This window comes from Streptomyces sp. NPDC093598 (genome assembly GCF_044764825.1).
GTDB lineage: Bacteria > Actinomycetota > Actinomycetes > Streptomycetales > Streptomycetaceae > Streptomyces.
Genome location: NZ_JBIWIV010000014.1, coordinates 136,564 through 154,461, shown reverse-complemented (window position 1 = coordinate 154,461; position 17,898 = coordinate 136,564). Strand labels below are relative to the sequence as shown.

Sequence of the window (17,898 nt, the reverse complement as noted above, 5' to 3'; positions counted from 1 at the left end):
GACGACGGCTCAGTGACCGCTGGTCGCCTTCAGCCCCACCACGGCGACCAGCAGCAGGCACACGAAGAAGATCCGGGCGGCGGTCGCAGGCTCCCCCAGCACCGCCATGCCGAACACCGCCGCCCCGGCCGCACCGATCCCCACCCACACGCCGTAGGCGGTACCGATGGGCAGGGTCTTGGCGGCCTGCGACAGCAGCAGCATGCTCGCGACGATGCCCGCGCCCGTGAGCACACTGGGCAGCGGGCGCGTGAAGCCGTCGGTGTACTTCATGCCGACGGACCACCCCACCTCGAGCAGACCGGCGACGACGAGCAGAACCCAGGCCATGACGGGCACCTCCGGGAAACGGGCTGACGGTGTCGGTGCGTCGTCTTTGCCTTGATCCCGGTACGGCGCGTCTCGTCGGGGGTCTCTCCAACGTAGCAGCGCCGGACGACATGCCGAAGGGGCCGGTGACAGGGGTCACCGGCCCCTTTCCGCTCTGCTGCCGCCGGTCCTACAGGTACAGGCCCGTCGAGTCCTCGGCCCCCTCGAACCGGTCCGCGGCCACGGCGTGCAGATCACGCTCGCGCATCAGCACGTACGCGATCCCCCGCACCTCCACCTCGGCCCGGTCCTCGGGGTCGAACAGAACCCGGTCGCCCGCCTCCACGGTCCGCACGTTCTGCCCCACCGCGACGACCTCGGCCCAGGCCAGCCGCCGGCCGACCGCCGCCGTGGCGGGGATCAGAATGCCGCCGCCGGAACGCCGCTCGCCCTCGCTGGTGTCCTGCCGCACGAGTACGCGGTCGTGCAGCATCCGGATGGGCAGCTTGTCCGGATGGGTACTGTGCTCGTTCCTCTTGGCGCTCACGCCCTGAAACCTACCTGTCTTCCCCGCAAACGTACGCAGTCGGGTCAGCCCTTGCGCCGCCGCGCGCCGACCGCGAGCAGCCCGACCACGCCCACCACGACGAGCGCGACGGGCACGACCCGCTCCAGCCGGGGCGCGCCGTCCTCGTCCACGAACCGGGCCCGCACATCGGTGACGGCCCGGTTGACCCCCACGTAAGCCCGCCCGAGCGTGTGATCGATATTGGACGCGACCTTGGCCTTGGCATCCCCGACGATCGTCTTAGGGTGCACCCGCACCCCGATCTCGTCGAGGGTCTCGGCCAGGGTCGCGCGGCGGCGCCTGATGTCCGCCTCGATCTGCGCCGGGGTCCTGGTGTCCGCCGTGTCCGCCACCGTGTCGCCTCCGAAGTCGGTGTGAAGCCTGTGCCGGACAGTCTGTCAGCTCCACGGCTCATAGCACTGTCCCGACCCCCGGTTAGGCTGGTGCGATGAGCGAGCGACTCCAGCCGGGGGACGTGGCCCCCGCCTTCACCCTGCCCGACGCCGACGGCACCGAGGTGTCCCTGTCGGACCACAAGGGCCGCAAGGTCATCGTGTACTTCTACCCGGCCGCCCTCACCCCCGGCTGCACCAAGCAGGCCTGCGACTTCACGGACAACCTGGAGCTGCTGGCGGGCGCGGGCTACGACGTCATCGGCATCTCCCCCGACAAGCCGGAGAAGCTGGCCAAGTTCCGCGACAAGGAGTCCCTCGAGGTCACCCTGCTGGCCGACCCGGACAAGCAGGTCCTGGAGTCCTACGGCGCCTTCGGCGAGAAGAAGCTCTACGGCAAGACGGTCGTCGGCGTCATCCGCTCCACGATCATCGTGGACGAGGAGGGCAAGGTCGAACGCGCCCTGTACAACGTCAAGGCGACGGGCCATGTCGCCAAGATCATCAAGGACCTGGGGGTCTGAGACCCCGCTGATCGTCTCGAGAGCGGCTCGTACCGGAGAGGTCCGGTACGAGCCGCTCCGCATTTCGCCCGCATTTCGAGCGTGACTGTCCGATAAACGGTTCGTTACTCCGTGCGAGATCACGAACGGGTGGTCGGGGACGGAGGTAACGATGGGGGCCAGGTATACCCGCGAGTTGCTCGAAGAAGCGGCGCGGATGACAACGGACTGGGATGACGCCGTCCGTTGGTGCGGAGGTACACCCACACCCGGCAGCAGACGCTATCTGCGTCAGAAGATGGCCGATGCCGACCTGGATGTCTCACGCTTCCCAGCGCGGTGGGCACGCCACACGGAAGCGGCACTTCGAGAGGTCGTGGCGGTGTCGTCCAGCGTCAAGGAGGTGCTTCGCCGTCTGGGGGTCAATCCGGTGGGCGGCAACCACGCGCATATCAGCCGTCGCATCGGGACGCTGGGCATCGACACATCCCACTTCCTGACAGCACCGCCAAGGTCAAAACGCTCCCGCGGCGATCTACTGAGCCTCGGGACACCGCAGGCCGGCAGGATCCCGGGTAGTCGACTGCTTCCGCATCTGCTCCGCATCGGAGTTCCGGAGAGGTGCGCCATGTGCGGCACCGGACCGAGATGGAACGACAAGCCCCTCCGGCTGGAGGTCGACCACATCAATGGCGACTGGTGGGACAACCGTCCGGCAAACCTCCAGTTGCTCTGCCCCAACTGCCACGCGGTCACGGACACATACCGAGGGCGCAGGCGGAGGACGGCCGCGTGAGCACGCCCAGGTACACACGAGAGCTGCTGACCCGTACTGCAGCAGAAGCCACCAGCTTGGTCGACCTGATGCGCAGACTGCAGGCTCCGATGGGAAGTGGCCCCAGCTGCTATCTCGAGAAGCGGCTGCGGCACTACGGCATCGATGTCTCGCACTTCCGCCAGGAGCCACTGCCCAAGCGCGAACGACGCAGCTATCCGGAGCACCTCCTGCGAGAAGCCGCCGCTCAGTCGAACAGCATCAGAGAGATGGTGCAGTACATGGGGCTTACTCCACGCGACAGCCCGTACGGCTACATCAGAAAGAAGCTGGATGCGTTCGGCATCGACACCTCGCACTTCACCGGAGGGCGCAGCAACCGCTCAGGGGCCCTCTTTCCTCGTGAAGACATCACACGAGCCGTCGCCGCGTCGCACAGCTTGTCCGGCGTGCTGCGCCTGTTAGGTCTCTCCACTCTTGGTGGCTCCGGGCGGGCGAAGGTCAAACGCAGTATCGAGTTCTACGGCCTGTCGACCGGTCACTTCACCGGGCAAGGCCATCTCCGGGGCACGTCCTCACCGCGTCGCAGGTCCGCGGCCCAGATCCTGGTGAGACGCCCTCCTGGTTCTCCACGCGCGCAGACGGCTCTCCTCAGGCGGGCACTCGACGACCTCGGTGTGCCCCGCGTGTGCCGCGAGTGCGGCACCGGGGAGAACTGGCAGGGCAGGAGACTCGTGCTGGAGATCGACCACATCGACGGCGATCGGCTGGACGACCGGATCGAGAACCTGCGGTACCTCTGCCCCTCGTGCCACAGTCAAACGCAGACCCACTCCCGACCTCTCCGCGCCGACACCGCTCCCGGCCCAGTACAGTAACCGCGACGGGTCCGTACCCCAGCTGGCAAGAGGGCGCCGGTTTAGGTCCGGTGTGTCGTGGGTTCGAGTCCCACCGGGCCCATCCTGGAAGGGCGCACCACTTCAGTGGGCGCCCTTCTGCATGTGTCAGCCCAACAGCTCCCGAACCACCGGCACCAATGCCCGGAACGCCTCCCCCCGGTGGCTGATCGCGTTCTTCTCCTGGGGGCTCAGTTCCGCGCAGGTCCGCTTCTCGCCCTCAGGCTGGAGGATCGGGTCGTAGCCGAAGCCGCCCGTGCCGGCGGGCTCGTGGCGCAGCACCCCCCGCAACCGTCCCTCGACCACCCGCTCCGTGCCGTCGGGCAGGGCGAGCGCCGCCGCGCAGGCGAAGTGGGCTCCGCGGTGTTCGGCGGCGATGTCGGAGAGCTGGGCGAGGAGGAGGTCCAGGTTCGCCTTGTCGTCGCCGTGGCGGCCGGACCAGCGGGCGGAGAAGATGCCGGGGGCTCCGTTGAGGACGTCGACGCAGAGGCCGGAGTCGTCGGCGACCGCGGGGAGGCCTGTCGCCCGGGCCAGGGCATGGGCCTTGAGGAGGGCGTTCTCGGCGAAGGTGACGCCCGTTTCCTTGACGTCGGGGATGTCCGGGTAGGCGTCGGCGCCGACGAGTTCGTGGGGCAGCCCGGCTTCGGCGAGGATCGCTCGGAGTTCGGTGATCTTTCCGGCGTTGCGGGTGGCGAGGATCAGGCGGGTCATGGCCACAACAGTATTGCCCCAGCGCCCCGTCAGGGGCGCGGGGAACTGCGCGAGCGACCACGACGCACCCGCGCACGGGCCACCGGCAACGGCGTTACGGCGTACACACCTTCGTCAGTTCGCCCGCCGCGTCCGTGACCGGGCTGATGTCGGGTGTCTCGTCGCCGTTCTTGATCGAGGTACGGACGTTGTCGACGGCCTTGTTGAGGTCGTCGACGGCCTTGCCGACGTCCGCGTTGTCGGTCTTGTCGCCGATGTCGCCGAGGTTCTTGTCGATGGAGTCGAGGGACTCGTCGATTTGCGTCGGGTCGTTCGCCGCGCTGTCGACCGCCTGCTGGAGTTCTGTGACGCTGTCGGCGATGGCGTCGGCGGTCTGGACGCAGTCGAGCGCCTTGTCGACGGCGGCGCAGCCGGTGGTGAGTCCGGCGGTCAGCGCGACGGCCGCCAGGGTGGCGGCGACGGCTGCGGTGCGGCGTCGGCGGCTCGCGGCCATGGAGCGGTCCCTCTCGTTCGGTGGGGCCGGTCGGGCCCGCGTGGCTGGCCGGGCGCACAGGGATGAGCCGTGCGCCCGTACTCCTTCAGACGCGAGTGTGCTCGGCGCGGTTGCCCGCACCGAGCGCCCTTCTTGGTGTGCCCTTTACTTTCCGAGGACCGTATCAAGCGCGGCGCGCTGGTGGGCGGCGAGTTCGTCGCAGCCGGCGACGGCGAGGTCGAGGAGGGCGTTCAGTTCGTCGCGGGCGAAGGGTTCGGCTTCGGCGGTGCCCTGGACCTCGACGAAGCGGCCGTCGCCGGTGCAGACGACGTTCATGTCGGTGTCGGCCTTGACGTCTTCCTCGTAGCAGAGGTCGAGGAGGGGGACGCCTCCGACGATGCCGACGGAGACGGCGGAGACGGTGCCGGTGAGGGGCTTGCGGCCGGCCTTGATGAGCTTCCTGCCCTGGGCCCAGGCGACGGCGTCGGCCAGTGCCACGTAGGCGCCGGTGATGGCGGCGGTGCGGGTGCCGCCGTCGGCCTGGAGGACGTCGCAGTCGAGGACGATGGTGTTCTCGCCGAGGGCCTTGTAGTCGATGACGGCGCGCAGGGAGCGGCCGATGAGGCGGCTGATCTCGTGGGTGCGGCCGCCGATGCGGCCCTTGACGGACTCGCGGTCGCCGCGGGTGTTGGTGGAGCGGGGCAGCATGGAGTATTCGGCGGTGACCCAGCCTTCGCCGCTGCCCTTGCGCCAGCGCGGGACGCCTTCGGTGACGGAGGCGGTGCAGAAGACCTTGGTGTCGCCGAAGGAGACGAGGACGGAGCCTTCGGCGTGCTTGCTCCAGCCGCGCTCGATGGTGATGGGGCGGAGCTGCTGGGGGGTGCGGCCGTCGATTCGAGACATGCGGCTGAGCCTATCCGTACGTGCGGGAGGGGCCCCTCCCGCGGTGGGAGGGGCCCCGGTGGTGAGCTGGGGTGTCAGGGAGTGAAGCCCGGGACGATCCCCGCCCTTCACATCATGTCTTCGATCTCCGCTGCGATGGGGTCGGCGTCGGTGCCGATGACGACCTGGATCGCGGTGCCCATCTTGACGACGCCGTGGGCGCCGGCGGCCTTCAGGGCGGTCTCGTCGACCTTGGCGGGGTCCACGACCTCGGTGCGGAGGCGGGTGATGCAGCCTTCGACCTCTTCGATGTTGTCGATGCCGCCGAGCCCGGCAACGATCTTCTCAGCCTTGGTGGCCATGTTCGTTCTCCCTGATCCGAACCGCTTTGTCGCAGTAACCCACAGTTGGCCCATCTTCGCGAGCGGCCATGTCGGGTGTGCCGAATGATGGCGTCACGTTCGTGCGACCGTCGAACGACTGGTCTACACCACGAGCCCGCTTCTCGACAAAAGTCTCTCGCCGAAAGTGTCTCGACGAAGGGGACCGGGATGAGTGCCGACAGCCCCGCCGGCGCCGCGCCGGCCGTCAGTCCGGCCCGCGCTCGCTGGAACCGGCTGTTCCAGGGATTGCAGAAGATGGGCCGCAGTCTCCAGTTGCCGATCGCGGTGCTGCCGGCGGCGGGGATCCTCAACCGGCTGGGGCAGCCGGATGTGTTCGGGGACGACGGGCTGGGCTGGACGAACGTCTCGAAGGTGATGGTGGGGGCGGGCGGGGCGCTGCTGGACGGTTCGCTGGGGTTGCCGCTGCTGTTCTGCGTTGGCGTTGCGATCGGGATGGCGAAGAAGGCGGACGGTTCGACGGCGCTGGCGGCGGTGGCCGGGTTCCTCGTCTACTTCACGGTGCTGCGGCAGTTTCCGGAGGGGTGCCCGGAGGGGTCGGTGGCGGTGCCGAACGTCGGGTGCCAGGTGACCGACGGGGACCGGACGGTGACGGCGTTCACGTTCCAGAATCCGGGGGTGTTCGGCGGGATCGTGATGGGGTTGCTGACGGCGTTCTTCTGGGCGCGTTTTCATCGCACGCGGCTGGTGGACTGGCTGGGGTTCTTCAACGGACGGCGGCTGGTGCCGATCATCATGGCGTTCGTGGCGATCGTGTTCGCGGCGTTGTGTCTGTGGGTGTGGCCGCCGATCGGTGACGCGCTGGAGAGTTTCAGCGACTGGATGGACGGTCTGGACGCGTGGGGCGCTGGTGTGTTCGGGGTGGCGAACCGGGCGTTGCTGGTGGTGGGGCTGCATCAGTTCCTGAACGTGCCCATCTGGTTCCAGTTCGGTTCGTACACGAAGCCGGACGGGACGGTGGTGCACGGTGACATCAACATGTTCCTGGCGGGGGATCCGGATGCCGGCCAGTTCACCTCGGGGTTCTTCCCGATCATGATGTTCGCGCTGCCGGCGGCGGCCCTGGCGATCACGCATTGCGCGCGGCCGGACCGGCGCAAGGAGGTCGGGGGCCTGATGCTGTCGGTGGCTCTGACGTCGTTCGTCACGGGCATCACCGAGCCGATCGAGTACTCGTTCCTGTTCGTGGCGCCGGCTCTGTACGTGGTGCACGCGCTGCTGACGGGGGTGTCGATGGCGGTGACGTGGGGGCTGGGGGTGCACGACGGGTTCAGCTTCTCGGCGGGGCTGATCGACTACGTCATCAACTGGAATCTGGCGACCAGGCCATGGCTGATCGTTCCGATCGGGCTGGGTTTCGCGCTCGTCTATTACGTGATCTTCCGGTTCGCGATCACGAAGTTCGGGCTGGCGACTCCGGGGCGGGAGCCCGAGGAGGACGTCGAGGACAGTGCCAAGGCGTGATCCCCGCAGCGGGCGGAATTGGCGGGTTCCACTCGTTCGGCCTACCGTGCTACAACTGGTCTACACCACTCACTGGTGGAGGTCGCGCGGCGATGACCGCGTTCCCCTTTCTTTGAGACGCCGCCGTCCCCCTTCGCATGCTTCCTGGGCGGCGCCGTGCCCCCTGGAGGAAGTTCATGTCCACAGACACAGCCGCGCCCGCGAGCCCGAGCAAGGGCTCGGCCGTGATGGCCGTCATGCAGCGCATCGGCCGCAGCCTGATGTTGCCCGTCGCCGTCCTGCCCGCCGCCGCCCTGCTGGTCCGGCTCGGCAACGACGACATGCTGGGCCGCCCGGAGTTCCCCGCCTTCCTGACGAAGATCGCCAGTTTCATGGCCGCGGGCGGCAACGCGATCCTCGACAACATGGCGCTGCTGTTCGCCGTGGGCATCGCGATCGGCTTCGCCAAGAAGTCGGACGGCTCCACGGCGCTCGCCGCCGTCACCGGCTACCTGGTCTTCCAGCGGGTGCTCGCCACCTTCACCGACCCGAACCAGCCGAAGGTGCCGACCGCCGTCGACGGCAAGGTCGTCATGGTGGAGAAGGCGGTCAACGCCGGTGTCCTCGGCGGCGTGGTCATGGGCATCGTCGTCGCCCTGCTCTACCAGCGCTTCTACCGCACCAAGCTGCCGGACTGGGCCGGCTTCTTCGGCGGCCGCCGGCTGGTCCCGATCCTGTCGGCCTTCGCGGGTCTGATCATCGGCATCGTCTTCGGATACATCTGGCCGGTCCTCGGCGCGGGCCTGCACAACCTCGGTGAGTGGCTGGTCGGTTCCGGTGCGGTGGGCGCGGGCATCTTCGGTCTCGCCAACCGCGCGCTGATCCCGGTCGGCATGCACCACCTGCTGAACTCCTTCCCGTGGCTCCAGGCCGGCGAGTACGAGGGCAAGAACGGTGACATCGCCCGCTTCCTCGCCGGCGACCCGACCGCCGGGCAGTTCATGACCGGCTTCTTCCCGATCATGATGTTCGCGCTGCCGGCCGCCTGCCTCGCGATCGTGCACTGCGCCCGGCCCGAGCGCCGCAAGGTCGTCGGCGGCATGATGCTGTCGCTCGCGCTGACCTCGTTCGTCACGGGCGTCACCGAGCCGATCGAGTTCACCTTCATGTTCATCGCGCCGGTCCTGTACGCGATCCACGCCGTGCTCACCGGTGTCTCGATGGCGCTGACCTGGGCTCTGGGGATGAAGGACGGCTTCGGCTTCTCGGCCGGTGCGATCGACTTCGCTCTGAACCTCGGTATCGCGACCAACCCGTGGGGTCTGGCGCTGGTCGGATTGTGCTTCGCGGCGGTCTACTACGTGGTGTTCCGCTTCGCGATCACCAAGTTCAACCTGCCGACGCCGGGCCGGGAGTCCGACGAGGAACTCGCCGAGCTCCAGAAGGCCGAGGCCAAGTAGCCCCGCGCCACGCGGTAGGCCCCGGAACCCGAGCGGGTTCCGGGGCCTACCGTGTGCCGGGCCCTCAGATCTCGTACGTCTGCCGGGGCGCGGCGAGGTCCACCGGACCGTCGTACACCTCGCGGGCGTCGGCGAGGTTGACCTGCGGGTCCGTCCACGGCGGGATGTGGGTGAGGACCAGGCGGCGGGCACCGGCCCGGGCCGCCGTCTCACCCGCCTCGCGGCCGTTGAGGTGCAGGTCGGGGATGTTCTCCTTGCCGTGCGTGAACGCCGCCTCGCACAGGAACAGGTCGGCGTCCCGGGCGAGTTCGTCCAGTGCGGGGCTCACGCCGGTGTCGCCGGAGTACGTCAGCGTCCGGCCGCCGTGCTCGATGCGGATGCCGTACGCCTCCACGGGGTGGGCCACCCGCTCGGTGTGCACCGTGAAGGGGCCGAGCTCGAACGTGGACGGCTTGACCGTGTGGAAGTCGAAGACCTCGCTCATGGAGGAGGCGGAGGGGGTGTCCGCGTAGGCGGTGGTCAGCCGGTGTTCCGTGCCTTCGGGGCCGAAGACGGGGAGTGGATCGCAGCGGCCGCCGTCGTGGCGGTAGTAGCGCGCGACGAAGTACGCGCACATGTCGATGCAGTGGTCGGCGTGCAGATGGCTGAGGAAGATCGCGTCGAGGTCGTAGAGACCGCAGTGGCGCTGCAGCTCGCCCAGGGCACCGTTGCCCAGGTCGAGAAGCAGCCGGAAGCCGTCGGCCTCGACGAGGTAGCTCGAGCAGGCCGATTCCGCGGACGGGAACGACCCCGAGCAGCCGACGACGGTGAGCTTCATGAAGCAGAAACCTCCGCTGGCGGGATAAGTCTGAGAGGGGCGTCGGGGGTCGTGCGGTCCGTCGAGCGTAAGGCGCAAAACCTCCGGTAGCTCCTCCGCCAAGGCCTGTTGTGGGCGAACTCACCTGTGGTGTCACCGGTTCGGCTGGCAGGGCCGGGGGGTGATCCCTGTGAGGGGGGCGCGTGGCAGGGGCGGCGCCGGTAACGTCTCAGTATGGACACGTCCTGGTGGCTGGCGCTCGCCGCGGTGGTGCTGCTCGCGCTCATCGCCACGCTCGTCGACGGCTGGGGCCGGGGGCGGCGGCCGTCGGCCCGGGGCCGGACGGTGGCACCGGTCCTCGCGCCGGAGGGCCGGCCGCAGCCGGCGGAGATCTGGTGGGCGGACGTGCCCTATGAGGAAGAGGCCCGTACGAAGGACCGGCCCTGCCTGGTGCTGGCGGTGCGCGGGGAGCGGGCGATGGTCGCGAAGATCACCACCCGGTTCCGCGACGAACGCGCCGGGGTGATCCCGCTGCCGCCGGGCTCGGTCGGCGACGCCCAGGGCCGCGCGAGCTTCCTGGAGACGGACGAGCTGCGGGAGGTCCCGGTGTGGGGCTTCCGGCAGCGGGTCGGCGTGGTGGATCCGGCGTTGTGGGACCAGGTGCGATACCTGGCGGGCTGAGCAGCGGAAAAGGGCTGGAGTCGTGGACTCCAGCCCCTTGGTGCCTGTGAGTCAGCCGTCGGCTACGCCCAGAGCTGGCCCTGGAGCGTGTCGATGGCCTCCTCCGTCGTGGCCGCCGTGTAGACGCCCGTCGAGAGGTACTTCCAGCCGCCGTCGGCGACGACGAAGACGATGTCGGCCGCCTTTCCGGCCTTGACGGCCTTCCTGCCGACGCCGATCGCGGCGTGCAGCGCGGCGCCCGTGGAGACACCGGCGAAGATGCCCTCCTGCTGGAGCAGCTCACGGGTGCGGGTGACCGCGTCCGCCGAGCCGACCGAGAAGCGCGTGGTCAGGACGGACGCGTCGTACAGCTCGGGGACGAAGCCCTCGTCGAGGTTGCGCAGGCCGTAGACGAGGTCGTCGTAGCGCGGTTCGGCCGCGACGATCTGGACGTCCGGCTTGTGCTCGCGCAGGAAGCGGCCCACGCCCATGAGGGTGCCGGTGGTGCCGAGGCCGGCCACGAAGTGCGTGATCGACGGCAGGTCCGCGAGGATCTCGGGGCCGGTCGTGGCGTAGTGGGCGCCCGCGTTGTCCGGGTTGCCGTACTGGTAGAGCATCACCCAGTCCGGGTGCTCGGCCGAGAGCTCCTTGGCGACGCGCACGGCGGTGTTGGAGCCGCCCGCCGCCGGGGAGGAGATGATCTCCGCGCCCCACATGCCCAGCAGGTCCCGGCGTTCCTGCGAGGTGTTCTCCGGCATCACGCACACGATGCGGTAGCCCTTGAGCTTCGCCGCCATGGCCAGCGAGATGCCGGTGTTGCCCGACGTCGGCTCGAGGATGGTGCAGCCCGGGGTCAGGCGGCCGTCCTTCTCCGCCTGCTCGATCATGTGCAGGGCCGGACGGTCCTTGACCGACCCCGTCGGGTTGCGGTCCTCCAGCTTCGCCCAGATGCGGACGTCGGCGGACGGCGACAGCCGCGGCAGGCGCACCAGGGGGGTGTTGCCGACCGCGGCCAGGGGGGAGTCGTAGCGCATCGGTGATCAGACCATTCCCGCCCGCCGCCCGACCGCCACCCCAGCCGGACGCGGCTTCGCCGCGGCAGAACCTCCTGCCACGGCCGGCAGGATCGTGACGTTGTCGCCGTCCGACAGCTTGGTGTCGATGCCGTCGAGGAAGCGGACGTCCTCGTCGTTCAGGTACACGTTGACGAAGCGTCGCAGCTGGCCGTCGTCCACGATGCGGGCCTGGATGCCGGGGTGCCGGGTCTCGAGGTCGGTGAAGAGTTCGGCGAGGGTGTCTCCCTTGCCCTCCACTGCCTTCTGACCGTCGGTGTAGGTGCGGAGGATGGTCGGGATGCGGACCTCGATGGCCATGGCTTCAGGGCTCCTGTCGGGAGTAGTCAGTCGGGGCGCGCGGCAGCGCAGGAACAGCGGGGTGGTGCGTGTGTGCAGCGCCGCGGCTCACGGCCGTACGGCGGCAGGGACCGGCGTCAACAGATGGCGCTGGCGAGCCTGCACAGGTCGACGTGCAGCCGCGCCACGAGCAGCATGCCCGGCGTCTTGTCGCTCACGTCGTGGAGAACCATGGGTTCATCGTATCGATTCCCGGTCCGGGTTCTGGAATGTGGTCCCACATCGCGGACGTTTTCGGGCCGGGGAGTGAGACCGCGCTGTTCAGGCGTCCTCAGTAGGCCTCGACGACCTGGACCTCCTCCTCCGTGACCTGGCCCTCGACGATGCGGAAGGAGCGGAACTGGAACTCACCGGCCCCGTCGGTGTCGGCGGTGGAGACCAGGACGTAGTGCGCGCCGGGCTCGTTGGCGTAGGAGATGTCGGTGCGCGAGGGGTAGGCCTCGGTGGCGGTGTGGGAGTGGTAGATGACCACCGGCTCCTCGTCGCGGTCGTCCATCTCGCGGTAGAGCTTGAGCAGGTCGCCGGAGTCGAACTCGTAGAACGTGGGCGACATGGCCGCGTTCAGCATGGGGATGAAGCGCTCGGGGCGGTCCGAGCCCGCCGGGCCGGCGACGACGCCGCACGCCTCGTCGGGGTGGTCCTTGCGCGCGTGGGCGACGATCTGGTCGACGAGGGCCTGGGTGATGGTCAGCATGCTCGTCAGGATAAGCAGAAGGGCCGTTCCGTACCGAGGGTTGGTACGGAACGGCCCATATGCCGGACGCCCTGAGCGGCAGCCGCTGGGAGTGCCACGAGTACTCCCTGCGGCTGGGCGTCCCGCGGGGGTGGTCAGCCGACCTTCTCGAACTCCGCGTCGCCGCGGCGCTCGGTGAGCTGCGGGTTGCGGCGCTTGAGCACCGCCCAGCCGACGCCGAGGGCGACGGCCCAGCCCGCCGCGACGTACAGGCAGACCCGCGCGTCCTTGTCGTAGGCGATCATGCAGGTCACGCCGATGAGGAAGATCAGCGCGACCCAGCTGAAGAGCGCACCGCCGGGAGCGGGGAAGGACGAGGCGCGCAGCCGGCCCGCGTCGACCGCGGAGCGGTAGCGGATGTGGCTGACGAGGATCATCATCCAGGTCCAGATGCCGGCCGCGGTGGCGACGGAGGTGACGTAGAGGAACGCCTTCTCCGGGACGACGTAGTTCAGGACGACGCCGATGCCCATGAGGGCGACGGAGACCGTGATGCCGACGGCGGGCGTCTTGCGGGCGTTGAGCTTGCCGAACGCCTGCGGCGCCTCGCTGTTGGAGGCCAGGTCGCGCAGCATCCGGCCGGTGGAGTACATGCCCGAGTTGCAGGAGGACAGGGCCGCGGTGAGCACCACGAAGTTCACGATGCCCGCGGCGAGCGGGATGCCGATCTTGCCGAAGGCGTGGACGAAGGGGCTCTCGCCGGCGGAGAACTCGGTCCACTTGACGACGGAGAGGATCACCAGCAGCGCGCCGACGTAGAAGACGATGATGCGCCAGGGCAGGGTGTTGATGGCCTTGGGCAGGGTCTTCTCGGGGTTCTCGGACTCGCCCGCGGTGACGCCGACGAGCTCGACGGCGAGGTAGGCGAACATGACGCCCTGGAGGGTCATCAGGCTGGAGCCGATGCCGTTCGGGAAGAAGCCGTCGTGCGCCCAGAGGTTGGAGACGGTGGCGGTGTCACCGGCGTCGGAGAAGCCGAGGGTGAGCACGCCGAGGCCGATGACGATCATGCCGATGATGGCCGTGACCTTGATCATCGAGAACCAGAACTCGACCTCGCCGAAGATCTTGACGGAGATCAGGTTGACGCCGAAGAGCACCACCAGGAACACCAGGGCGCTGACCCACTGCGGGATCTCGGGGAACCAGAAGTGGATGTAGATCGCGGCGGCCGTGAGTTCGGCCATGCCGGTGACCACCCACATGAGCCAGTACGTCCAGCCCGTGACGAACCCGAAGAACGGGCCGAGGAATTCGCGGGCGTACTCGGCGAAGGAGCCGGAGACGGGCCGGTAGAGGAGCAGTTCGCCCAGCGCCCGCATGATGAAGAAGATGACGACGCCCGCGAGGGCGTACATGAGGATGATGCTGGGTCCGGCCTTGGCGATGTTCGCTCCGGCACCCATGAACAGGCCGACGCCGATGGCGCCGCCGATCGCGATCATCTGGACCTGACGGCTGCCGAGTCCGCGCTCGTAGCCCTCTTCAGGTGCTTTCTCCGTGTCGACCTGCGCTGAGGTCATGTGTGGTGCGCCTTTCTCCATGCCGACCCGGGCCTCTCGTCGGCCTCGGATCGGGTTTCGATCCCCCCGGAATGATGGAGCTGAGCAGGCCCGCAGCCCGCTCGTGCCTGGCCGGCGGTTGCCGGCTCGGTGGCGCACCCGGCCGAACATTCGGGTGGTGTTCTGCCGGGCGGTCGTGAAGATTTATCACGGCCGCAATACTGATCACAGAGGTTGAATGTGGCACACCGCACAGGGAAAAGCGGACAAAGCGCACCCGAAGAGGCCATAGAAGGCGGGTGCGGTGACGCGATCGTTATCCGGATTTGAGTGTCCTCTGAGCGAACACCGATCGGTCACCCGCCGGCCACAAAACCTGCACTGATCAGGGCATAAGCGTTCCGACCAGCGTCTCCTGGAGTCCACCCAGCCAGAGGTAGGCCATCACCATCGGCTTGCGCGGGTCGTCGTCCGGCAGGCGGTAGAGGAGGTCGGTGTCCTCGTCGTCGGTGATCTCCAGCCGCGAGCCGATCGCGAGCCGAAGGTCGTTCAGGGCGCCCAGCCACTGCTGCGACTCCGCCGGCGACAGCTTCAGCACCGCACTGCCCTCGCCGGCCGAGGCCGAGGCGAGCGCGTCGAGGGAGCGGATGATCGCGAGCGCGTTGTCCCGCTTGCCGGCCCGCAGGTCGTTCTCGGTGTAACGGCGGAACTCCGCGGAGTACGCCCGCTGCTCCTCGGCGTCCCGGGGCGAGGCGGGCTGCTCGGGGTCGCTGTAGGCGTCCGGGAAGAGCCGCCTCAGCACCGGGTCGCTGGGCGGCTCGCTCGGGCCGTCGGCGAACAGCTCGGCGAGCGGGTCGTCGGGGGCGTCCTCGGCGGGGCCGGGCCCGATGAGTTCCAGGAGCTGGACGGCCAGCGACCGGATGATGGAGATCTCGACGTCGTCGAGGGCGACGGCCGCACCGCCGCCGGGAAGCGGTTCGAAGGTTCCGGGCATGAACGCCTTTTCGCTGCTGGGCGGAGAGCTGGCTACTTACGGTCCTGCTGGAGGGTGGCCCACAGGCCGTAGCCGTGCATGGCCTGCACGTCGCGTTCCATCTCCTCGCGGCTGCCGCTGGAGACGACCGCCCGGCCCTTGTGGTGGACGTCGAGCATGAGCTTGGTGGCCTTGTCCTTGGAGTAGCCGAAGTACGACTGGAAGACGTACGTCACATAGCTCATGAGGTTGACCGGGTCGTTGTGGACGATGGTGACCCACGGGACGTCCGGCTCGGGTACGGCGAAGACCTCCTCCGCCGACTCGGTGCGTTCGATCTCCAGGGGCGCGGGTGACGTCACACTGCCCATGCTGCCACCCGAGGGGGGTAGTCGCACAAACGGGCCTGGCCGTAAGGCGATCGCGTGTCCGCAGCCCGCAATCGTCAGATTGACGAAATGGGGGTACGATCCTCGCCATGAACACAGCGGACCTTGGGCTGCCGGTGGACGTGCCGTCCACGGCGCTCTTCACGGACCAGTACGAGCTGACCATGTTGCGGGCCGCCCTCACGTCGGGCACGGCCGAGCGGCGGAGCGTGTTCGAGGTCTTCACCCGGCGGCTGCCGGACGGGCGGCGCTACGGCGTCGTGGGGGGCACCGGGCGGGTTTTGGACGCGGTGGAGAACTTCCGGTTCGACGCGGGTGTCCTCACCTTCCTGCGCGAGCGGGGGATCGTCGACGAGGAGACGCTGGAGTGGCTGTCCGGCTACCGCTTCAGTGGGGACATCTGGGGCTACCCCGAGGGCGAGGTGTACTTCCCGGGCTCCCCGATCATGCGCGTCGAGGGCACCTTCGCGGAGTGCGTGCTGCTGGAGACCGTGATCCTGTCGATCCTCAACCACGACTCGGCGATCGCCGCGGCCGCCTCGCGCATGTCGGCGGCCGCGGGTGACCGGCCGCTGATCGAGATGGGCGCCCGGCGCACGCACGAGCTCGCGGCGGTGGCGGCCTCCCGGGCCGCGTACGTCGGCGGCTTCGCGACCACCTCCGACCTGGCGGCCGGCTTCCGCTACGGCATTCCCACCGTCGGTACCTCCGCGCACGCCTTCACCCTGCTGCACGACAGCGAGCGGGACGCCTTCCAGGCCCAGGTGAACACGCTGGGCCGGGGCACCACGCTGCTCGTGGACACCTACGACGTCGCCGAGGCGGTCCGCACGGCCGTCGAGGTCGCCGGGATCGAGCTGGGCGCGGTGCGGATCGACTCCGGCGACCTGCTGCTGGTCGCGCACCGGGTGCGGCAGCAGCTCGACGAGCTGGGCGCCACCGACACGAAGATCGTGGTGACCTCGGACCTGGACGAGTACGCGATCGCCTCGCTGGCCGCCGCGCCGGTGGACGCCTACGGCGTCGGTACGCAGCTGGTGACCGGCTCGGGCCACCCCACCTCCTCGATGGTCTACAAGCTGGTCGCGCGGGCCGAGTCCACCGACCCGAAGGCACCGCTGGTGCCGGTGGCGAAGAAGTCCAGCGGCGGCAAGACGTCGCTCGGCGGACGCAAGTGGGCCGCGCGGCGGCTGGACGCCTACGGGGTCGCCGAGGCCGAGGTGATCGGCACCGGCCCGGTACCGGGCGAGCTCGCGGACCGGCAACTGCTGGTGGAGCTGGTCAAGGGCGGCCAGGTGGTGGCGCGCGAGCCGCTGGACGCGGCGCGCGAGCGGCACACGAGGGCGCGCGCGGGTCTCCCGATGTCGGCCACGCAGCTCTCGCGCGGGGAGCCCGTCCTGCCCACGGAGTACCTGCACGAGACCCCGGGTAGCTAATTGCGGTGTGCCGTGACGCGCCGACCCGTGCCCCCTCCCGTCCGCTCCCCTCTGTCAATAGGCTCGGTGGTTCACCGGCCGGGCTTGCCGACCTCATAGCCGAAGGACACCGACCATGCGCCGCGCCTTGATCGTCGTCGATGTGCAGAACGACTTCTGCGAGGGGGGCAGCCTCGCGGTGGCCGGCGGTGCCGATGTGGCCGCCGCCGTCACGGAGCTGATCGGGCAGGCGGCCGGGTCCGGCTACCAGCACGTCGTGGCCACCCGCGATCACCACATCGCTCCCGGCGGCCACTTCTCCGCCAACCCGGACTACGCCCGCTCCTGGCCCGCGCACTGCGTCGCCGGCACGGAGGGCGTCGGCTTCCACCCCAACTTCGCCCCGGCCGTCGCCTCCGGCTCGATCGACGCCGTGTTCGACAAAGGGGCGTACTCGGCGGCGTACAGCGGTTTCGAGGGCACCGACGAGAACGGCACGCCGCTGGCCGACTGGCTGCGCTCCCGCGAGGTCACCGAGGTCGACGTGGTCGGCATCGCCACGGACCACTGCGTACGCGCCACGGCCCTGGACGCCGCCCGGGAGGGCTTCCGTACCCAGGTCCTGCTGGATCTGACGGCCGGGGTGGCACCGGAGAGCACCGAGCGGGCCCTGGAGGAGCTGCGCGAGGCGGGCGTGGAGCTGTCGGGCAAGCCGGTCCTGCAGTAGGCCCGCGGCCCGGCGGGCCCCCGCGGGTCAGGTCTGGGCCGCCGGGCGACGCAGGAGGGCTCGGATCGGGCGCCACAGCTCCTGGACCAGGTCCGGGCTGGACGCGACACCGTTGTCGGGGGCCGTGCGCCATATGAGGCCGTCGGGGTGGTGGAGGACCGCGGTGACCTCGTCGGGCGTCGGCGGGGCGGCGTTGCCGCGCAGGTAGACCGACCGCAGACCGAGGTTGCGGAGCCTGGTCAGGGCCCGGGCGCGGTTCACGGAGTGCACGAGGACGCGGACGGCGCCGGGGCCGTCGGCGGCGGGACTGGGCAGGTTCAGTGCCACCACCACCGTGCCGTTCGGCAGCTTGCAGAAGCCTCCTGCGGCCATGCGGTCATCCCCCCGTGTCGGTCGGTGTCAATAAGAGAGCCACAGGACGCACCTAAACACGGATCGGCGGTGACCCGCCAGTGGGTCACCGCCGATCATGTTCTGAC

At 69.3% G+C, this 17,898-nt stretch carries 24 protein-coding genes, 1 tRNA gene and 1 riboswitch; of the genes, 9 read left to right on the top strand and 16 right to left on the bottom strand.

Annotated features, from left to right (window positions below; genetic code table 11):
• Window positions 1-9: 9 nt before the first annotated feature.
• From ACIRDU_RS30800 to ACIRDU_RS30790, 3 genes are all read right to left on the bottom strand, one after another.
• Window positions 10-330 carry a multidrug efflux SMR transporter gene (locus tag ACIRDU_RS30800; protein ID WP_031140108.1) on the bottom strand — a complete coding sequence of 107 codons (321 nt, stop codon included), beginning with the start codon at window positions 328-330 and terminating at the stop codon, window positions 10-12.
• Window positions 331-364: 34 nt separating this feature from the next.
• A riboswitch (guanidine-III (ykkC-III) riboswitch) is annotated at window positions 365-432 on the bottom strand.
• 67 nt (window positions 433-499) lie between these two features.
• Entirely contained in the window at window positions 500-856 is a 357-nt protein-coding gene (locus ACIRDU_RS30795; protein WP_031140106.1) for a co-chaperone GroES, read from the bottom strand.
• Between the two features lie 44 nt (window positions 857-900).
• The gene (locus ACIRDU_RS30790) at window positions 901-1,230 is read right to left on the bottom strand and encodes a DUF3618 domain-containing protein (protein WP_403585461.1); all 330 of its coding nucleotides are present in this window, start codon (window positions 1,228-1,230) and stop codon (window positions 901-903) included.
• 95 nt (window positions 1,231-1,325) lie between these two features.
• Between ACIRDU_RS30790 and bcp the strand changes: the two genes are divergently transcribed.
• The 4 genes from bcp to ACIRDU_RS30770 all read left to right on the top strand — a co-directional run bounded on the left by bcp (window position 1,326) and on the right by ACIRDU_RS30770 (window position 3,507).
• Window positions 1,326-1,793: a thioredoxin-dependent thiol peroxidase gene (gene bcp, locus ACIRDU_RS30785; RefSeq protein ID WP_403585459.1), complete on the top strand. Its 468-nt coding sequence runs from the start codon at window positions 1,326-1,328 to the stop codon at window positions 1,791-1,793.
• Window positions 1,794-1,944: 151 nt separating this feature from the next.
• Complete coding sequence (locus ACIRDU_RS30780; protein WP_403585457.1) at window positions 1,945-2,568, top strand: HNH endonuclease; 624 nt, start codon at window positions 1,945-1,947, stop codon at window positions 2,566-2,568.
• Entirely contained in the window at window positions 2,565-3,425 is an 861-nt protein-coding gene (locus ACIRDU_RS30775) for an HNH endonuclease signature motif containing protein (RefSeq protein ID WP_403585455.1), read from the top strand. The genes ACIRDU_RS30780 and ACIRDU_RS30775 overlap by 4 nt, the downstream gene beginning before the upstream one ends.
• A 7-nt stretch (window positions 3,426-3,432) precedes the next feature.
• A tRNA-Leu gene (locus ACIRDU_RS30770) sits at window positions 3,433-3,507 on the top strand.
• Between the two features lie 44 nt (window positions 3,508-3,551).
• Here ACIRDU_RS30770 and rdgB read toward each other — a convergent pair.
• From rdgB to ACIRDU_RS30750, 4 genes are all read right to left on the bottom strand, one after another.
• Window positions 3,552-4,154 (bottom strand): RdgB/HAM1 family non-canonical purine NTP pyrophosphatase, encoded by a 603-nt coding sequence (gene rdgB / locus ACIRDU_RS30765; RefSeq protein ID WP_403585452.1) that lies wholly within the window; start codon window positions 4,152-4,154, stop codon window positions 3,552-3,554.
• Between the two features lie 94 nt (window positions 4,155-4,248).
• Entirely contained in the window at window positions 4,249-4,647 is a 399-nt protein-coding gene (locus ACIRDU_RS30760; RefSeq protein ID WP_403585450.1) for a hypothetical protein, read from the bottom strand.
• A 144-nt stretch (window positions 4,648-4,791) separates the two neighbouring features.
• Entirely contained in the window at window positions 4,792-5,529 is a 738-nt protein-coding gene (rph, locus tag ACIRDU_RS30755; RefSeq protein WP_403585447.1) for a ribonuclease PH, read from the bottom strand.
• 107 nt (window positions 5,530-5,636) lie between these two features.
• Window positions 5,637-5,870 (bottom strand): glucose PTS transporter subunit EIIB, encoded by a 234-nt coding sequence (locus tag ACIRDU_RS30750; protein ID WP_086602225.1) that lies wholly within the window; start codon window positions 5,868-5,870, stop codon window positions 5,637-5,639.
• 189 nt (window positions 5,871-6,059) lie between these two features.
• On the opposite strand from ACIRDU_RS30750, the gene ACIRDU_RS30745 reads away from it, so the two are divergent.
• Both ACIRDU_RS30745 and ACIRDU_RS30740 read left to right on the top strand, forming a co-directional pair.
• Entirely contained in the window at window positions 6,060-7,373 is a 1,314-nt protein-coding gene (locus ACIRDU_RS30745; protein WP_403585445.1) for a PTS transporter subunit EIIC, read from the top strand.
• Window positions 7,374-7,549: 176 nt separating this feature from the next.
• Complete coding sequence (locus tag ACIRDU_RS30740) at window positions 7,550-8,812, top strand: PTS transporter subunit EIIC (protein WP_403585442.1); 1,263 nt, start codon at window positions 7,550-7,552, stop codon at window positions 8,810-8,812.
• A 64-nt stretch (window positions 8,813-8,876) separates the two neighbouring features.
• Here the strand turns inward: ACIRDU_RS30740 and ACIRDU_RS30735 are convergent, their stop codons facing one another.
• Window positions 8,877-9,629 (bottom strand): MBL fold metallo-hydrolase, encoded by a 753-nt coding sequence (locus ACIRDU_RS30735; RefSeq protein ID WP_403585440.1) that lies wholly within the window; start codon window positions 9,627-9,629, stop codon window positions 8,877-8,879.
• 213 nt (window positions 9,630-9,842) lie between these two features.
• Here ACIRDU_RS30735 and ACIRDU_RS30730 point away from each other — a divergent pair, with 213 nt between their 5' ends.
• A complete protein-coding gene (locus ACIRDU_RS30730) occupies window positions 9,843-10,289 on the top strand; it encodes a type II toxin-antitoxin system PemK/MazF family toxin (RefSeq protein ID WP_403585438.1) in 447 nt (148 codons plus the stop codon).
• A 62-nt stretch (window positions 10,290-10,351) separates the two neighbouring features.
• Here ACIRDU_RS30730 and ACIRDU_RS30725 read toward each other — a convergent pair whose 3' ends face one another.
• From ACIRDU_RS30725 to clpS, 7 genes are all read right to left on the bottom strand, one after another.
• Window positions 10,352-11,302: a PLP-dependent cysteine synthase family protein gene (locus tag ACIRDU_RS30725; RefSeq protein WP_403585436.1), complete on the bottom strand. Its 951-nt coding sequence runs from the start codon at window positions 11,300-11,302 to the stop codon at window positions 10,352-10,354.
• A 6-nt stretch (window positions 11,303-11,308) separates the two neighbouring features.
• The gene (locus tag ACIRDU_RS30720; RefSeq protein WP_403585433.1) at window positions 11,309-11,641 is read right to left on the bottom strand and encodes a MoaD/ThiS family protein; all 333 of its coding nucleotides are present in this window, start codon (window positions 11,639-11,641) and stop codon (window positions 11,309-11,311) included.
• 116 nt (window positions 11,642-11,757) lie between these two features.
• Window positions 11,758-11,853, bottom strand: coding sequence for a putative leader peptide (locus ACIRDU_RS30715; RefSeq protein ID WP_316754057.1), 96 nt, complete (start codon window positions 11,851-11,853; stop codon window positions 11,758-11,760).
• Window positions 11,854-11,951: 98 nt separating this feature from the next.
• Window positions 11,952-12,374: a Mov34/MPN/PAD-1 family protein gene (locus ACIRDU_RS30710; RefSeq protein WP_403585431.1), complete on the bottom strand. Its 423-nt coding sequence runs from the start codon at window positions 12,372-12,374 to the stop codon at window positions 11,952-11,954.
• A gap of 134 nt (window positions 12,375-12,508) precedes the next feature.
• On the bottom strand, window positions 12,509-13,936 hold the full coding sequence (locus tag ACIRDU_RS30705) for an amino acid permease (protein ID WP_403585428.1): 1,428 nt from the start codon (window positions 13,934-13,936) through the stop codon (window positions 12,509-12,511).
• Between the two features lie 364 nt (window positions 13,937-14,300).
• Window positions 14,301-14,909 carry a DUF2017 domain-containing protein gene (locus tag ACIRDU_RS30700; protein WP_403585426.1) on the bottom strand — a complete coding sequence of 203 codons (609 nt, stop codon included), beginning with the start codon at window positions 14,907-14,909 and terminating at the stop codon, window positions 14,301-14,303.
• Between the two features lie 32 nt (window positions 14,910-14,941).
• A complete protein-coding gene (clpS, locus tag ACIRDU_RS30695; protein WP_031102986.1) occupies window positions 14,942-15,259 on the bottom strand; it encodes an ATP-dependent Clp protease adapter ClpS in 318 nt (105 codons plus the stop codon).
• Window positions 15,260-15,366: 107 nt separating this feature from the next.
• On the opposite strand from clpS, the gene ACIRDU_RS30690 reads away from it, so the two are divergent.
• Both ACIRDU_RS30690 and ACIRDU_RS30685 read left to right on the top strand, forming a co-directional pair.
• On the top strand, window positions 15,367-16,713 hold the full coding sequence (locus ACIRDU_RS30690; protein ID WP_403585423.1) for a nicotinate phosphoribosyltransferase: 1,347 nt from the start codon (window positions 15,367-15,369) through the stop codon (window positions 16,711-16,713).
• A 115-nt stretch (window positions 16,714-16,828) separates the two neighbouring features.
• Window positions 16,829-17,419, top strand: coding sequence for an isochorismatase family protein (locus tag ACIRDU_RS30685; protein ID WP_403585420.1), 591 nt, complete (start codon window positions 16,829-16,831; stop codon window positions 17,417-17,419).
• A gap of 27 nt (window positions 17,420-17,446) precedes the next feature.
• Here the strand turns inward: ACIRDU_RS30685 and ACIRDU_RS30680 are convergent, their stop codons facing one another.
• Window positions 17,447-17,791 (bottom strand): hypothetical protein, encoded by a 345-nt coding sequence (locus ACIRDU_RS30680; protein WP_403585418.1) that lies wholly within the window; start codon window positions 17,789-17,791, stop codon window positions 17,447-17,449.
• Window positions 17,792-17,898: the final 107 nt, after the last annotated feature.

Excerpts from the sequence above, each read along its gene's own strand:
- ACIRDU_RS30800 (WP_031140108.1), bottom strand. The coding sequence starts at position 330 with ATGGCCTGGGTTCTGCTCGTCGTCGCCGGTCTGCTCGAGGTGGGGTGG.
- bcp (WP_403585459.1), top strand. The coding sequence starts at position 1,326 with ATGAGCGAGCGACTCCAGCCGGGGGACGTGGCCCCCGCCTTCACCCTG.
- ACIRDU_RS30780 (WP_403585457.1), top strand. The coding sequence starts at position 1,945 with ATGGGGGCCAGGTATACCCGCGAGTTGCTCGAAGAAGCGGCGCGGATG.
- rdgB (WP_403585452.1), bottom strand. The coding sequence starts at position 4,154 with ATGACCCGCCTGATCCTCGCCACCCGCAACGCCGGAAAGATCACCGAA.
- ACIRDU_RS30760 (WP_403585450.1), bottom strand. The coding sequence starts at position 4,647 with ATGGCCGCGAGCCGCCGACGCCGCACCGCAGCCGTCGCCGCCACCCTG.
- rph (WP_403585447.1), bottom strand. The coding sequence starts at position 5,529 with ATGTCTCGAATCGACGGCCGCACCCCCCAGCAGCTCCGCCCCATCACC.
- ACIRDU_RS30750 (WP_086602225.1), bottom strand. The coding sequence starts at position 5,870 with ATGGCCACCAAGGCTGAGAAGATCGTTGCCGGGCTCGGCGGCATCGAC.
- ACIRDU_RS30745 (WP_403585445.1), top strand. The coding sequence starts at position 6,060 with ATGAGTGCCGACAGCCCCGCCGGCGCCGCGCCGGCCGTCAGTCCGGCC.
- ACIRDU_RS30740 (WP_403585442.1), top strand. The coding sequence starts at position 7,550 with ATGTCCACAGACACAGCCGCGCCCGCGAGCCCGAGCAAGGGCTCGGCC.
- ACIRDU_RS30735 (WP_403585440.1), bottom strand. The coding sequence starts at position 9,629 with ATGAAGCTCACCGTCGTCGGCTGCTCGGGGTCGTTCCCGTCCGCGGAA.
- ACIRDU_RS30730 (WP_403585438.1), top strand. The coding sequence starts at position 9,843 with ATGGACACGTCCTGGTGGCTGGCGCTCGCCGCGGTGGTGCTGCTCGCG.
- ACIRDU_RS30725 (WP_403585436.1), bottom strand. The coding sequence starts at position 11,302 with ATGCGCTACGACTCCCCCCTGGCCGCGGTCGGCAACACCCCCCTGGTG.
- ACIRDU_RS30720 (WP_403585433.1), bottom strand. The coding sequence starts at position 11,641 with ATGGCCATCGAGGTCCGCATCCCGACCATCCTCCGCACCTACACCGAC.
- ACIRDU_RS30715 (WP_316754057.1), bottom strand. The coding sequence starts at position 11,853 with ATGGTTCTCCACGACGTGAGCGACAAGACGCCGGGCATGCTGCTCGTG.
- ACIRDU_RS30710 (WP_403585431.1), bottom strand. The coding sequence starts at position 12,374 with ATGCTGACCATCACCCAGGCCCTCGTCGACCAGATCGTCGCCCACGCG.
- ACIRDU_RS30705 (WP_403585428.1), bottom strand. The coding sequence starts at position 13,936 with ATGACCTCAGCGCAGGTCGACACGGAGAAAGCACCTGAAGAGGGCTAC.
- ACIRDU_RS30700 (WP_403585426.1), bottom strand. The coding sequence starts at position 14,909 with ATGCCCGGAACCTTCGAACCGCTTCCCGGCGGCGGTGCGGCCGTCGCC.
- clpS (WP_031102986.1), bottom strand. The coding sequence starts at position 15,259 with ATGGGCAGTGTGACGTCACCCGCGCCCCTGGAGATCGAACGCACCGAG.
- ACIRDU_RS30690 (WP_403585423.1), top strand. The coding sequence starts at position 15,367 with ATGAACACAGCGGACCTTGGGCTGCCGGTGGACGTGCCGTCCACGGCG.
- ACIRDU_RS30685 (WP_403585420.1), top strand. The coding sequence starts at position 16,829 with ATGCGCCGCGCCTTGATCGTCGTCGATGTGCAGAACGACTTCTGCGAG.
- ACIRDU_RS30680 (WP_403585418.1), bottom strand. The coding sequence starts at position 17,791 with ATGGCCGCAGGAGGCTTCTGCAAGCTGCCGAACGGCACGGTGGTGGTG.